Annotated in this window: 15 protein-coding genes, 1 tRNA gene and 1 pseudogene; 12 read left to right on the forward strand and 5 right to left on the reverse strand. The window is 50.9% G+C overall.

All coding sequences use genetic code 11. The features are described from left to right. From HMPREF3066_RS10555 to HMPREF3066_RS13655, 5 genes are all read left to right on the forward strand, one after another. On the forward strand, nucleotides 1-555 hold a 555-nt coding region (locus HMPREF3066_RS10555), incomplete at its 5' end, for a tetratricopeptide repeat protein (RefSeq protein WP_141743218.1). 46 nt (nucleotides 556-601) lie between these two features. After that, nucleotides 602-1,009, forward strand: a complete 408-nt coding sequence (locus HMPREF3066_RS10560) for a hypothetical protein (RefSeq protein ID WP_240594024.1) — start codon at nucleotides 602-604, stop codon at nucleotides 1,007-1,009. A 324-nt stretch (nucleotides 1,010-1,333) separates the two neighbouring features. Further along, on the forward strand, nucleotides 1,334-1,750 hold the full coding sequence (locus HMPREF3066_RS10565; protein ID WP_060975046.1) for a hypothetical protein: 417 nt from the start codon (nucleotides 1,334-1,336) through the stop codon (nucleotides 1,748-1,750). 184 nt (nucleotides 1,751-1,934) lie between these two features. Then, a complete protein-coding gene (locus HMPREF3066_RS10570) occupies nucleotides 1,935-2,393 on the forward strand; it encodes a hypothetical protein (protein WP_060975047.1) in 459 nt (152 codons plus the stop codon). Between the two features lie 56 nt (nucleotides 2,394-2,449). Further along, nucleotides 2,450-2,578, forward strand: a complete 129-nt coding sequence (locus tag HMPREF3066_RS13655) for a hypothetical protein (RefSeq protein ID WP_321178938.1) — start codon at nucleotides 2,450-2,452, stop codon at nucleotides 2,576-2,578. 310 nt (nucleotides 2,579-2,888) lie between these two features. Here the strand turns inward: HMPREF3066_RS13655 and HMPREF3066_RS10580 are convergent. From HMPREF3066_RS10580 to pyrE, 4 genes are all read right to left on the reverse strand, one after another. Next, nucleotides 2,889-2,964, reverse strand: a tRNA-Thr gene (locus tag HMPREF3066_RS10580). A 314-nt stretch (nucleotides 2,965-3,278) separates the two neighbouring features. Then, nucleotides 3,279-4,589: an amino-acid N-acetyltransferase gene (argA, locus tag HMPREF3066_RS10585; protein ID WP_070442836.1), complete on the reverse strand. Its 1,311-nt coding sequence runs from the start codon at nucleotides 4,587-4,589 to the stop codon at nucleotides 3,279-3,281. Then, the gene (locus tag HMPREF3066_RS10590; protein ID WP_049225491.1) at nucleotides 4,586-5,050 is read right to left on the reverse strand and encodes an MJ0042-type zinc finger domain-containing protein; all 465 of its coding nucleotides are present in this window, start codon (nucleotides 5,048-5,050) and stop codon (nucleotides 4,586-4,588) included. The genes argA and HMPREF3066_RS10590 overlap by 4 nt, the downstream gene beginning before the upstream one ends. A gap of 113 nt (nucleotides 5,051-5,163) precedes the next feature. Continuing rightward, the gene (pyrE, locus tag HMPREF3066_RS10595; RefSeq protein WP_070442838.1) at nucleotides 5,164-5,805 is read right to left on the reverse strand and encodes an orotate phosphoribosyltransferase; all 642 of its coding nucleotides are present in this window, start codon (nucleotides 5,803-5,805) and stop codon (nucleotides 5,164-5,166) included. A gap of 304 nt (nucleotides 5,806-6,109) precedes the next feature. Between pyrE and HMPREF3066_RS13660 the strand changes: the two genes are divergently transcribed. The 7 genes and pseudogenes from HMPREF3066_RS13660 to HMPREF3066_RS10630 all read left to right on the forward strand — a co-directional run bounded on the left by HMPREF3066_RS13660 (nucleotide 6,110) and on the right by HMPREF3066_RS10630 (nucleotide 12,260). Then, a complete protein-coding gene (locus HMPREF3066_RS13660; protein WP_003741468.1) occupies nucleotides 6,110-6,931 on the forward strand; it encodes a transferrin-binding protein-like solute binding protein in 822 nt (273 codons plus the stop codon). Between the two features lie 212 nt (nucleotides 6,932-7,143). Further along, nucleotides 7,144-7,830 (forward strand): Bax inhibitor-1/YccA family protein, encoded by a 687-nt coding sequence (locus HMPREF3066_RS10605; protein ID WP_003741466.1) that lies wholly within the window; start codon nucleotides 7,144-7,146, stop codon nucleotides 7,828-7,830. Between the two features lie 129 nt (nucleotides 7,831-7,959). Further along, complete coding sequence (gene coaD, locus HMPREF3066_RS10610) at nucleotides 7,960-8,466, forward strand: pantetheine-phosphate adenylyltransferase (RefSeq protein WP_003741463.1); 507 nt, start codon at nucleotides 7,960-7,962, stop codon at nucleotides 8,464-8,466. A 262-nt stretch (nucleotides 8,467-8,728) separates the two neighbouring features. Beyond that, nucleotides 8,729-10,837 (forward strand): annotated as a pseudogene (locus tag HMPREF3066_RS10615) (TonB-dependent receptor). A 189-nt stretch (nucleotides 10,838-11,026) separates the two neighbouring features. Further along, nucleotides 11,027-11,389 carry a hypothetical protein gene (locus HMPREF3066_RS10620; protein ID WP_016686442.1) on the forward strand — a complete coding sequence of 121 codons (363 nt, stop codon included), beginning with the start codon at nucleotides 11,027-11,029 and terminating at the stop codon, nucleotides 11,387-11,389. Beyond that, nucleotides 11,389-11,775 carry an acyl-CoA thioesterase gene (locus HMPREF3066_RS10625; RefSeq protein WP_003741455.1) on the forward strand — a complete coding sequence of 129 codons (387 nt, stop codon included), beginning with the start codon at nucleotides 11,389-11,391 and terminating at the stop codon, nucleotides 11,773-11,775. The genes HMPREF3066_RS10620 and HMPREF3066_RS10625 overlap by 1 nt, the downstream gene beginning before the upstream one ends. After that, a complete protein-coding gene (locus HMPREF3066_RS10630) occupies nucleotides 11,772-12,260 on the forward strand; it encodes a TlpA family protein disulfide reductase (RefSeq protein ID WP_070442841.1) in 489 nt (162 codons plus the stop codon). The genes HMPREF3066_RS10625 and HMPREF3066_RS10630 overlap by 4 nt, the downstream gene beginning before the upstream one ends. A 168-nt stretch (nucleotides 12,261-12,428) precedes the next feature. Here HMPREF3066_RS10630 and ubiG read toward each other — a convergent pair whose 3' ends face one another. Then, a complete protein-coding gene (gene ubiG, locus HMPREF3066_RS10635) occupies nucleotides 12,429-13,148 on the reverse strand; it encodes a bifunctional 2-polyprenyl-6-hydroxyphenol methylase/3-demethylubiquinol 3-O-methyltransferase UbiG (protein WP_039408409.1) in 720 nt (239 codons plus the stop codon). Between the last annotated feature and the right edge of the window lie 125 nt (nucleotides 13,149-13,273).

Here is a 13,273-nt window from a genome sequence, read left to right on the forward strand (position 1 = left end):
TACAACGGATATGGCGTGCGCCAAGACTATGCTGAAGCGCTCAGATGGTTTCGCAAAGCAGCAGAACAGGGGAATGCCGATGCCCCAAATAATCTAGGGGCGATGTATTACAACGGATATGGCGTGCGCCAAGACTATGCCGAAGCAGTCAAATGGTATCGCCAAGCGGCGGATCAGGGGAATGCCGATGCCCAAAATAATCTAGGGGCGATGTATTACAACGGACAAGGCGTGCGCCAAGACTATGCCGAAGCAGTCAAATGGTATCGCCAAGCGGCAGAACAGGGGGATGCCTATGCCCAAAATAATCTAGGGGCGATGTATTACAACGGATATGGCGTGCGCCAAGACTATGCTGAAGCGCTCAGATGGTTTCGCAAAGCAGCGGAACAGGGACATGCCGAAGCCCAATATAATTTGGGTGAGATGTATCACATCGGACAAGGCGTGCGCCAAGATTTGCATCTTAGCAAGGAATGGTTCGGTAAAGCATGTGATGGTGGAGTTCAAGAAGCCTGCAACCAATACCGCTATTTAAATCAGAAAGGTTATTGAACGGCTTGTGATGCCCTTGTATTCGCAATTCAAGCGCAATGCTTAAATGCTATTGGCGAGCGCCACTAAAAACAAATCACCCGACATCTCATCATCCAATGCTTTTCTCGTCCAGCGGTTGAGGGCTTCTTCAACCGCCTTAGTCCGTTTGACATTCGGCCAGTGCAGGCTGCCTGAAAACGTGATTGAGCAAGTCGAAATCCAAGTCAAATACCAAGGCTATATCGACCGCCAAAACGAAGAAATCGACAGCCGCCGCGATATCGAAACCTTAAAGCTGCCCGACGACATCGATTACAGCAAAGTCAAAGGCTTGTCGGCAGAAGTGCAGCAAAAGCTCAACCAGCACAAACCCGAAACCGTCGGCCAAGCCAGCCGCATCTCCGGCGTAACCCCTGCCGCCGTCGCATTGTTGATGGTGCATTTGAAGCGTGGATTTAAGGATGCCAAGTAAGGGTTAATTTGAATAAAGGCCGTCTGAAAGTTTCAGACGGCCTTTTTTAATACCGGCACATATTTATGTAGATTAAAATAGAACGTATCCCTGCTGTCATTCTCGTGCAGGCGTGAATCCAGAAGCGGTTCCGTAATTCGGATACTTGTATCCGATACAGCCGTTACTCCACAATCTCGGATTCAAAAATCTGGCCTATGGCTACTGCTTTTAAGCCTCTTTATGGCTTTGAAAAGGAAGGCAAAGGGCAGATGTTCATCGTACGTGCGATTTTTTAAAAATGCTGTCAAAAACATATCGAATTACTTGGTCGAAAGGAAAAATATGTCACTTCGCCCCGTACTGCCAATCGCCACTGCTACCTTCATCCAACTGTATTGGGCAACGAATCAGCTGAGCGAAAATACAGATAATAGCTGTCTTTCTGATAGCTGGTTTTGTAACTATTACACACATATCGCCCTTGATGCGCTGGTTGTGTCGTTGCTATATGTCTCAGTGTCGGTCGTCCCTCTTCTAAAACACCATCCGCACGTCCGTTTTGCCATTGGAGGATGGTGGCTGGTCGGTTTGTGGTTTTTCGCGGATATGGAGATATGGAATGCTTACGAAGGCAGTTGGAGTACTTACGATTTTGTTGAAACCATCCATACTGTATGGCAGCTGGTGGCTATTCCCTTTTGGGCAACTGCCGTGCCAACACTGTTGTTGCTTTATCGGTTGCGGTTTCGGGCTATCTAAAAGCTCATCGGTCTCTATAGCAGCCGCAGTCAGATAATTCTTGTGTTTCGACACATCTGTTACTACAAGAGGTCAGATTCAAGAATCTGACTTGCGGTAGGTTTTCAAAGTCTACAAAAGCAGCCTACACATTAAAATTGATGTGTAAAACCCAACCTGAAAATCAAATAAACAAGGAGTAACAATGGGCTTTTCCCTATATTTCTACCGCTTTGAAAATGGTGAACAGGTAGACGGCAACCGCGAAGGTGCAAAATCATTTTTAAACAGCAGGGGACTAGATAGCTGCCTTCGTGATAAGGACGGCAACTATTTAGAGTTTGATAACTGTTCCACAGATTTGGAAATAACGGATTTCAATGATAGGGAATGCCAGTTTGAAGGAAATATTGGCCATGCATATTTAACGGATGAGGAGTGTAGTTTCATCTATGAGCTGTGCCGTGCTGCGGATTGGGTGATTGTTAATCCGCAAGTTAGCGATACTGAACCCTTATTTATCTTATTAGAACAAGACACTGCACAACATTTACCGGAAGAATATAGTGATAACTATACTGTCATATCTTCTGGAGAAGAGCTACAAATGCTGCTTTTAAACGGATTTCATCAGTTTCAAGCTTGGAAAAACCGTATTTTGTAGTAACTGTATTTTTGCCCGACTGGGTGAAAAATACAGTTGCTACGGCACTGGCGCAAATGGAAGCTTGCCAGCTCGCAAACCACCAGACCCGTTCGCGCGGCGTAACGCTCGGCGCAGGCCCGCTTGCAGGGTATTTCCTGATTCCTGCCGTGCCAAACTTCGAATGGCAAAACCCACGCCCCTGAACGCAGGATTGCACAAAGCAAATCCTTCCTAAACCACCAAATACCAGTTTGTGCCTATCCGAAAATAGCGACCTATAGTGGATTAAATTTAAATCAGGACAAGGTGAAGCCTCAGACATTACAAATAGTACGGCAAGGCGAGGCAACGCCGTAGTGGTTTAAATTTAATCCACTATATATCGGCGGGGATAAAAATAAGGCAGATAGCTTTGAATGTTGCTGATTGATGTAAAAGAGAAATATAAAACAGAAAAAAGGTCGTCTGAAAACCCAAAAAACAAGTTTTCAGACGACCTCTCTTTATGCAATCTGGTGCCGGAGAAGGGAATCGAACCCCCGACCTTCGCGTTACGAATGCGCTGCTCTACCGACTGAGCTACACCGGCACGGTGTTCGTTATCATATACATAAACGGGATGTTCGGCAAGTTCGCATTTCCCGATAAGGTCGTTGCTCGGTGAAAATATATGCCGTGTTTTCAGACGACCTCTTTTAAAAAGGCCGTATGGGGATATTGTTTTGTTGTTTGACTTTTCCACTTTCCGCCCGCACGGAAACGGCAATGGGTTGGGCAGGTTTATCCGGAATCGGCAAACTGTCAGCCTCTGTCCGAATATAATATTTAACAGTGAACAAGCTAAATCTGAATGATGGGTTCGGCCACGAGGTCGGATGAACGGGAGGCGCAAAACGTGTTGCATCAAGATTCAATATTTCGGACGAACACTTGCGAATTACGGCCGTTGGCAAGGTAGTCGCGGCGGCGTTCTTCGGGCAATGCGTCGAGAGAGGTCGTCTGAAAACCGCGTTCGGCAAACCATTCGCCTGTATGGGTGGAGAGGGCGAACAGGCGGCGGATGTCCATGGCGCGGGCTTTTTGGAAGAGGTGGTCGAGCAGCATTTCGCCGTAGCCGCCGTCGCGGGCTTCGGGGGAGACGACGAGGCAGGCGAGTTCGCCGATTTCGGGATCGTCGAAAGTTTTGAGGGCGACGCAACCGTAGATGTTGCGGTCGTGTTCGAGGACGGAGAAACTGGAGATGTGGTTTTCGAGATATTCGCGGCTGCGGTGTAACAGGATGCCTTGTTCTTCAAGCGGGCGTATCAGGGCGATGATGCGCGGGATGTCGCGGCTGTGGGCTTGGCGGATGGAGACGAAGGCATCGCGGGCGATGGCGGTGCCGCAGCCTTCACGGGTGAAGAGTTCGCGCAAAAGCCCGCCGTCTTCGCGCCCGCTGAGGATTTGAACGCGGCTGACGCCGTTTTCGACGGCATTAACGGCGGCTTGAAGCAGGCGCACGGGGACGTTGTGTGCGGTTTCTATCAGGTTGCGGACTTCGCCTGAGGATAGGGTGGACATGAGGATGCCGTCGGCGTTGCAAATGCCGGCTTCTTCAGTCAGGTACACGAGTTTTTCGGCTTGAAGGGCGACAGCGACGGCTTCGGCGGCTTCGCTCATGCTGAGGTTGAAGGTTTTGCCGCCGTAGGAGTGTCCGAGCGGGCTGATGAGGACGATGGCGCCGTCGTCGAGGCGGCGGTTGATGGAGTCGGTGTCGGTTTTGCGGACGATGCCGGTGTAGCCCATGTCTATGCCGTCAATGACGCCGAGCGGACGGGCGGTGAGGAAATTGCCCGAAGCGGTGGGAATCGGTTTGTTGCGCAAGGGGGCGGATGCGCTGCTGCACAGGGCGGCTTCGATGTCGCTGCGTATCATGCCGACCGTCTGCTTGGCGTCGCGCAGGGTGGCGTCGTCAGTAATGCGGCGGTTGCGGTGGTATTGCGGAACGAATTGTCTGTCGGCGGCGAGGCGGTTGAGGAAATGGCGCGTGCCGTGTACCAACACGAGCCGCACGCCCAATCCGGCGAGCAGGTGGAAATCGGCGGCAAGCCGGTTCAGGGTGTCGCCTTCGAGCAGGCTGTCGGTGATGCCGATAACCAGTGTTTTGCCGCGCAGGTAGTGGATATAGGGCGCGGCTTCGCGAAAATCGGCGACAAAGCCCGGAGATGTGTTCATAACAAGACCAGATAGAAAAGCTGCATGATGAGGACGGTCAGCGCAACCAGTACCGCCAACGTCCAGTTGAAGCCTTCTTCGGATTTGGCGGGTTTGGCAGCGGCTGCCGCCATCAGGGCTTGGAGGTCTTCTGCCCGACGTTTTTCATCTTCGGCTCGCCGTGCCGCCTCTTCTTTGGCTTTTTTGGCACGTTCGGCGCTGTCGAGCAGGCTGGCGATTTCGTGGCGGGAGAGTTGTTTGCGGTTGCGGATGTTGCCGCCCATGTCGTGTACGAGACGGACGTCGGTAACGGCATTGGGCAGCGTGTCGGGATTGGCGGGGGCGGAAGACGGCGCCAGGCTGTCTTTGGCTTTGAACAGGCCTTCGCATTTATTGCAAACGACAAAGCCTTGTGCGACGTTGAGCTGGGTGTCTTTGACCCAAAGTGAGGTTTTGCAGTGTGGGCAGATACAGGCGGGCATAGAGGTTTTCCGTGTAAAGTGTGGAATGTGTTGTTTTAATGTGTGTTTGATTGGATGGGATCGTCTGAAAAAGGGGGGTATCCGTTTTCAGACGACCTTTTGTTTATCGTATTTTAGGCAACACCGTAGCGTTCACGGTAGGCTTTGACCGGCTCGAGGAAGCCGCCGAATTCTGCGTTGTTTTGCAGGAGCGTGAACAAGTCGTTCAGGTTGGCAATGGCGACGACGGGCAGGCCGTATTGTTTTTCCACTTCCTGAACGGCGGACAATTCGCCCGTGCCTTTTTCCATGCGGTCGAGCGCGATGGCGACAGCGGCGGGCGTTGCACCTTCCGCCTCAATCAGTTTGACCGATTCGCGCACAGATGTTCCCGCAGAAATCACGTCGTCGATAATCAATACGCGGCCTTTGAGCGGCGCACCGACCAATACGCCGCCTTCGCCGTGGTCTTTCGCTTCTTTGCGGTTGTAGGCAAACGGCACGTTCACGCCTTTTTCCGCCAGCATCATCGCAGTCGCCGCCGCCAAAATAATGCCTTTATAAGCTGGGCCGAACAGCATGTCGAATTTTACGCCGCTCTCGATAATCGCCTGCGCGTAAAACTTCGCCAGTTGCAGCGTCGATGCGCCGTCGTTAAACAGTCCGGCGTTGAAAAAATAAGGCGACTGACGGCCTGCCTTGGTTGTGAATTCACCGAATTTCAATACATTCTGCGCCAGCGCAAACTTGAGGAAATCTTGACGGAAATCGGACATTTTGCTTCTTTCGAAAGATATTGATTTATAAAGGAAGAGATTATAAAGGATTCATGAGGAAAATGCAGGTCGTCTGAAAAAGTGAGTTGATTTGATGCGGTTCCTGCCAATAAATTGTTAACTTGGTTATAATTTAGTTATATTTTGTTTGTAAATTTACTTGAATTAACTATTACATATAGGTCGGCTTATCTTTTTAGTATAAAATGTCTAAGTCATTGATTCAGGTGCATCGCAAGCACAATCAAGACTTGTTCCCGAATACAGAAACTTCGAGATTCAATTTAAAAAAGGATGATACGACATGAAAAAAGTACTTGCATTGATTTGTACAGCAACTTTGGCTGCCTGCGGAGGCGGGGGCGGTGGTGGAAATTCCACTCCTTCTTCACAATCTACGCCTAACGCAGGTCCAAGCAACCCATCAACGTCGCAGAAGCCTGCAACTCCCCCATCAACGACAACTCCTGCAAAACCTGAGACGGGTAAAACGCCTACTGCTCCTAAAACTCCTGCTACTCCGGCGGTTCCTACCGCTGCACAGCAAACAGTTGGCGGTAACAGCATTGCCATCGATAATAGCAATATCAAACACATCCGCGTTGACGGTGTGGATTTCGACTTGACCCAAAGCGGCGGTGTTTCTTTGAATAATTGGAAAGGCAAAGTCCCTGGTTTTATTTCAGGAATTGCATCCGGCGAGCCGAAATCCGTACAGAAATTCTTGGTCAATACTGCTTCAGCAAATGCTACTGCAGGCGTGTTGGAAGTTAACGGTAAAAAACAAGCTTTCTTCAGCGGACGCTTTACGCCCGCAGCCGAGCTGCCTAAAGGACAAGTTCATTACAACACCAGCGTTGCTTCTATGCATAGCGGCGCAAATTACAATATTACCCGCACAGAGTTGACTGCCAATTTTGACAGTAAAAAATTAACAGGCACTATCTCCCGTGATGCTGCATTTGGCGGCAACATTGCTGTTAATGCCCAAATTAGCGGCAACAAGTTTGACCAATCCGGAGCGACCCAAGTCAAAGGCGGTTTCTTTGGCAAAAATGCAGCGGAAGTTGCAGGCGGATTCTCTAGCGGCAATACGGTAGGCGCATTCGTCGGCTCGAAGAAATAATCTTCCGGTAAACGGTATTGTAAATAAAGGTCGTCTGAAAACAGGTTTTCTGGTTTCAGACGACCTCTTTCATTCAAGCCCTTTAAAATCTGCCATCCGCCATTATCTATCGGTAAGCGGCGACGGCGGCATACTTGATATGCCCAAGCCGATGATTTACTGTTAGAATCCGAATTTATTTGTTTTCAAACCATTTTTCAGGAGCAAACGCCATGCGAAACGACGTTTACGACTATACCGCCACGGGACAGGTTGCTAAAAATACCGTCCTGCAAAAAACTTACCGCCTGCTCGGTCTGTCTTTCATTCCCGCCGTCGCCGGCGCATATTTCAGCGGCCAGTTCGGACTGAATCTATTCTCTCTGTTCGGTCAGGGCTGGATGGGGCTGGTTGCCGTGCTGGTGTTCTTCTACGGCATGACTTTCCTCATTGAGAAAAACCGTTACAGCAATGTCGGCGCAACCCTCCTGATGATCTTCACTTTCGGCATGGGTGTGCTGATCAGCCCGCTTCTGCAATATACGCTCGCTATTCCAAACGGTACGCAAATCGTCGGCATCGCTGCCGCCATGACTGCCGGGGTATTCTTCACCATGTCTGCCATGGCGCGCCGCACCAATGTCAATATGAATTCGCTAGGCCGCTTCCTGACCGTCGGCGCGGTGGTGTTGATGATCGCGATGATTGCCAACTTCTTCCTGCAAATCCCTGCATTGAGCCTTGCCGTTTCGGCAGCGTTTGTCCTGTTCAGCTCGCTGATGATTATGTGGCAGGTACGCACGGTGATTGACGGTGGGGAAGACAGCCATATCAGCGCGGCTCTGACCATCTTCATCTCCATCTACAATATCTTCAGCAGCCTGCTGCGTATTTTGCTGGCGTTCAGCGGCGATGATTAACCGTTTGCGCATCTGACGAAAGAATTCAAAGGTCGTCTGAAAACAGGTTTTCTGATTTTCAGACGACCTTTTTGACATTCCATTCCCCGCCCGCTATCCTGACGGCTGCCATCACTCACGCCACTACCCATGAACACTATTCCCCCGCGCCGTGCCGTTTACGCAGGCAGCTTCGACCCGCCGACCCTCGGTCATCTTTGGATGATACAAGAAGCGCAGGCGCTTTTTGACGAACTCGTCGTCGCCATCGGTATCAATCCTGAAAAACACAATACCTACACTATAGACGAACGCCGCGATATGCTCGAAGCGATTACGGAAGGCTTTCCCAATGTCCGCATCAGCGTATTTGAAAACCGCTTCCTGGTTCGCTACGCGCGCGAAATCGGAGCAGGGTTTATCGTTCGCGGTATCCGTTCTGCCGCCGACTATGAATACGAACGCTCCATGCGCTATATCAACAGCGACCTTGCGCCCGAAATTTCGACGGTTTTCCTGATGCCACCGCGCGAAATCGCCGAAGTGTCTTCCACTATGGTCAAAGGCCTGGTCGGCCCCGATGGTTGGCACGACATAATACGCCGCTACCTGCCCGAAGCCGTGTACGAAAAAATCGTGCAGGATTATGAAACTTGAAATCTGTTGTTGATGAAAAGGTCGTCTGAAAGCTTGATATGGGTTTTCAGACGATCTTTCGATTTATGGCAGTGTTTGTGTAATTCTAAATTTACATTGAATAATCAAATGATTAAATTCAATTTAAATATAATTTTTGGTGGCTGATTTGTTGCAAAATATAAACACGGTTTGTCATAAATAAAGATAATTATTATCAATTATTTCGATTAAGCAAAAATATTTCCTATAATGCCGCATCCCTTTACCTTCCGAGTTGAACATGCAATATTCTGCCCGCCTTTCCCTGCTTCCCGCCCTGCTTGCCTCCGCCTTCCCGCTGTATGCCGCTGATACCACTGATAGCGAACATTACACCGCCACACTGCCCACCGTTACCGTGGTCGGACAGTCCGACACCAGCGTACTCAAAGGCTACATCAACTACGACGAAGCCGCCGTTACCCGCAACGGGCAGCTCATCAAAGAAACGCCGCAAACCGTCGATACGCTCAATATTCAGAAAAACAAAAACTACGGCACGAACGATTTGAGTTCCATCCTCGAAGGCAATGCCGGCATCGACGCTGCCTACGATATGCGCGGCGAAAGCATTTTCCTGCGCGGCTTCCAAGCCGACGCATCCGATATTTACCGCGACGGCGTACGCGAAAGCGGTCAGGTGCGCCGCAGCACTGCCAACATCGAGCGCGTGGAAATCCTGAAAGGTCCGTCTTCCGTGCTTTACGGCCGCACCAACGGCGGCGGTGTCATCAACATGGTCAGCAAATACGCCAACTTCAAACAAAGCCGCAACATCGGTGCAGTTTACGGATCGTGGGCAAACCGCAGCCTGAATATGGACATCAACGAAGTGCTGAACAAAAACGTCGCCATCCGCCTCACCGGCGAAGTCGGGCGCGCCAATTCGTTCCGCAGCGGCATAGACAGCAAAAACGCCATGGTTTCGCCCAGCATTACCGTCAAACTCGACAATGGCTTGAAATGGACGGGGCAATACACCTACGACAATGTGGAGCGCACGCCCGACCGCAGCCCGACCAAGTCCGTGTACGACCGATTCGGACTGCCTTACCGCATGGGGTTCGCCCACCGGAACGATTTTGTCAAAGACAAGCTGCAAGTTTGGCGTTCCGACCTCGAATACGCCTTCAACGACAAATGGCGCGCCCAATGGCAACTCGCCCACCGCACGGCGGCGCAGGATTTCGACCATTTCTATGCAGGCAGCGAAAACGGCAGCCGAATCAAACGCAACTACGCCTAGCAGCAGACCGACAACAAAACCCTGTCGTCCAATTTCACGCTAAACGGCGACTACACCATCGGCCGTTTTGAAAACCACCTGACCGTAGGCATGGATTACAGCCGCGAACACCGCAACCCGACATTGGGTTTCAGCCGCGCCTTTTCCGCCTCCATCAACCCCTACGACCGCGCAATCTGGCCGGCTTCGGGCAGGCTGCAACCCGTCCTCACCCAAAACCGCCACAAAGCCGACTCCTACGGCATCTTTGTGCAAAACATCTTCTCCGCCACGCCCGACTTGAAATTCGTCCTCGGCGGTCGTTACGACAAATACACCTTTAATTCCGAAAACAAACTCACCGGCAGCAGCCGTCAATACAGCGGCCATTCGTTCAGCCCCAACATCGGCGCAGTGTGGAACGTAACGCCTGCCCACACGCTCTACGCCTCGTATAACAAAGGCTTCGCACCTTATGGCGGACGCGACGGCTATTTGAGCATCGACACTTCGTCTTCCGCCGTGTTCAACGCCGATCCCGAATACACCCGCCAATACGAAACCGGTGTCAAAAGCAGTTGGCTGGACGACCGCCTCAGCACCACATTGTCCGCCTACCAAATCGAACGCTTCAATATCCGCTACCGCCCCGACGCGCAAAATGATCCCTACACTTGGGCTGTCGGCGGCAAACACCGTTCGCGCGGCGTGGAGTTGTCCGCCATCGGACAAATCATCCCCAAAAAACTCTACCTGCGCGGCTCGTTGGGCGTGATGCAGGCGAAAGTCGTTGAAGACAAAGAAAATCCCGACCGCGTGGGCATCCATTTGGACAACACCAGCAACGTTACCGGCAACCTGTTCTTCCGTTACACGCCGACTGAAAACCTCTACGGCGAAATCGGCGTAACCGGTACGGGCAAACGCTACGGCTACAATTCGAGCCAAAAAGCAACCACCACGCTTCCCGGCTTCGTCCGCACCGACGCCATGCTCGGCTGGAACCGCAAAAATCTGAACCTCACTTTCGCCGTCGGCAATCTGTTCAATCAAAAATACTGGCGTTCCGACGCCATGCCCGGCGCGCCGCGCACTTATACGGCGCGGGTGAATTACAGTTTCTAATCCCGGTCAGAAAACAGAACAAAGGTCGTCTGAAACCCCTGATATTGGTTTTCAGACGACCTTTTACCTTCTATACGCTCATGAATAAGGCGGGGCGCTTAAGTCTGCAAAGAATGTGGCAGTCCGCAAAGATAGCGTTTGCGCGGCCTTTGCTATATCATTCCCTTATCTGAAACCAAGGAAAACATCATGTACGAAGTCAACCGCAGCGTCTTCCTGCTCATCCCGCTCGATCCTTTTTGGAACTGGCTGCAAACCCTGCCCGGCAATCATCTTGACGGTTTGACGCTTGAAGATATTCAAGCCGATGCCAATTCTTATCTCGTCCGTCCGTGTGAAACCGCCGACGAAGTATGGGATGAAATCGAAGCGCGGTTTGAAGACATTTTCGCTGCCGAACTTGCCGATTGGTGCGAAGATGAAAGCGAATGGCCTGATTTGGACGCCGATATTTTCAACGAATGGTTCGACATCCAGCTCTCCACCGTCATTACCGACCTCGAACACGAACCGCTCGCCCGTGAAGCCTTTCAACCCTTTAATCTGAACTGATGAACGTCCGCGTCCGCAATTACCATCTTGACGGCTACGGTCATGTCAACAACGCGCGCTATCTCGAATTTCTCGAAGAAGCGCGCTGGGTGTTTTTTGAGGAACACGGTTTCTTGTCCGAAATCGACGGCTTGATGCTGGTGGTTGTCCGCATCGACATCCGTTATCGCCGTGCCGCCGTCGATGGCGACATATTGCGTTTTGAAGGTCGTCTGAAAGAGCTGACCTCACGCCATATTATCCTTACTCAAAACATCGTTTTGCCTAGCGGTAAAAATGCCGTCGAAGCTGAAAGCACTTTGATGGTCGTCAGCGCAGAAAGCGGGCGAAGCATCAGCATTCCCGAACCTCTCTTTACTCTTTTAAAACAATACGCCGAAGCATGAAAAAGCTCATTACCATTGCCGCAGTCGCCATTATCGGCGCGCTGCTCGCCATCGTCCTTATTCCGGATAACAAACCTACTCCCACATTCTCTTTGTTCGACCTGCAAGGCAAACCGGTGTCCAACGCCAATTTGCAAGGCAAGGTCAGTTTCATCAATTTCTGGTTTCCCTCCTGTCCGGGCTGTGTCAGTGAAATGCCCAAAGTCATCAAAATGTCCAAAGACTATCAAGGAAAAGACTTCCAAGTACTCGGCATTGCCCAACCGATAGACCCGTTGGAAAGCGTAACCCAATACGTCCAAGAATACGGCTTGCCTTTTACCGTCATGTTTGATGCCGATAAAGCCGCCGCCCAAGCGTTCGGCACGCAGGTTTACCCGACTTCTTTCTTGATCAATAAAAAAGGCGAAATCCTGAAAACCTTTGTTGGAGAACCCGACTTCGCCGCGCTTTATCAGGAAATCGACAAAGAATTGGCGAAGTAGCAATCAAAAAAGGGCGCAATGATGCACCCTTATGTATTTATTGGGATAACGTGTGGATTCCTTTTCTCGCAAATGCTGATTGGTGTGAAAACGGCAGCAGTTTCAGCAATATTGTTTTTGTGTGCCTTTCTTCATAACCTTTTATCATGATTCGGACAAAGAACCTTCTCAAACCGGGCGGCAGGCAATCATATAATTCACTTCTGTCGAGTCGCATAAAGAATAGCGGCGGGTCAAAAGATTGTAGGTCATGCCCTTGGTGTCGATAACGTCCAAACCTGCCTGCCTGCACATTCGCGCCAGCTCGGCGGGCGTGATGAATTTTTGCCAATCGTGCGTCCCTTTGGGAACGACGTTCAACACATATTCCGCGCCGACAATCAGATGGAGATAAGATTTAGGGTTGCGGTTGATGGTGGAGAAAAACACCCTGCCGTCAGGCTTCACCAGCTCCGAACAGGCTTTGACGATGGCGGCGGGATCGGGAACGTGTTCCATCATTTCCATACAGGTTACAACATCGAAACTGTGCGGCTGTTCGGCGGCAAGGTCTTCGACGCGGATGCAGCGGTAATCGATATTGTCCACTCCTTCGGCAGCGGCATGGGCTTGGGCGGTTTGCAACGATTTTTCCGCCATATCAATGCCGGTAACGTGCGCCGCGCCGCGTTTTGCCATGCTTTCCGACAAAATCCCACCGCCGCAGCCGACATCCAAAACACGTTTGCCCACCAACTGAGCGAATGAATTGATATAGCCCAAGCGTAGCGGATTGATGTCGTGCAGAGGTTTGAACTCGCCGTTTTTATCCCACCATTTATCCGCAATTTGGCTGAATTTAGCGATTTCGTCCGCATCGACGTTGTGTTGTCCGGCTGCTTCCATCATGATTTTCCTGATTTGGATTTCGGGTTGAAGAGGGTTTCGATTTTATAGCAAAGCGGCAGGATGGAACAGAGACCAACCGCCGCCAGCCACCAAAAGAGACCTTTGCAAAAAAGCCTTTCCCCCAA

The organism is Neisseria sp. HMSC03D10 (assembly GCF_001807625.1).
In the GTDB taxonomy this organism is placed as follows: Bacteria; Pseudomonadota; Gammaproteobacteria; order Burkholderiales; family Neisseriaceae; genus Neisseria; species Neisseria mucosa.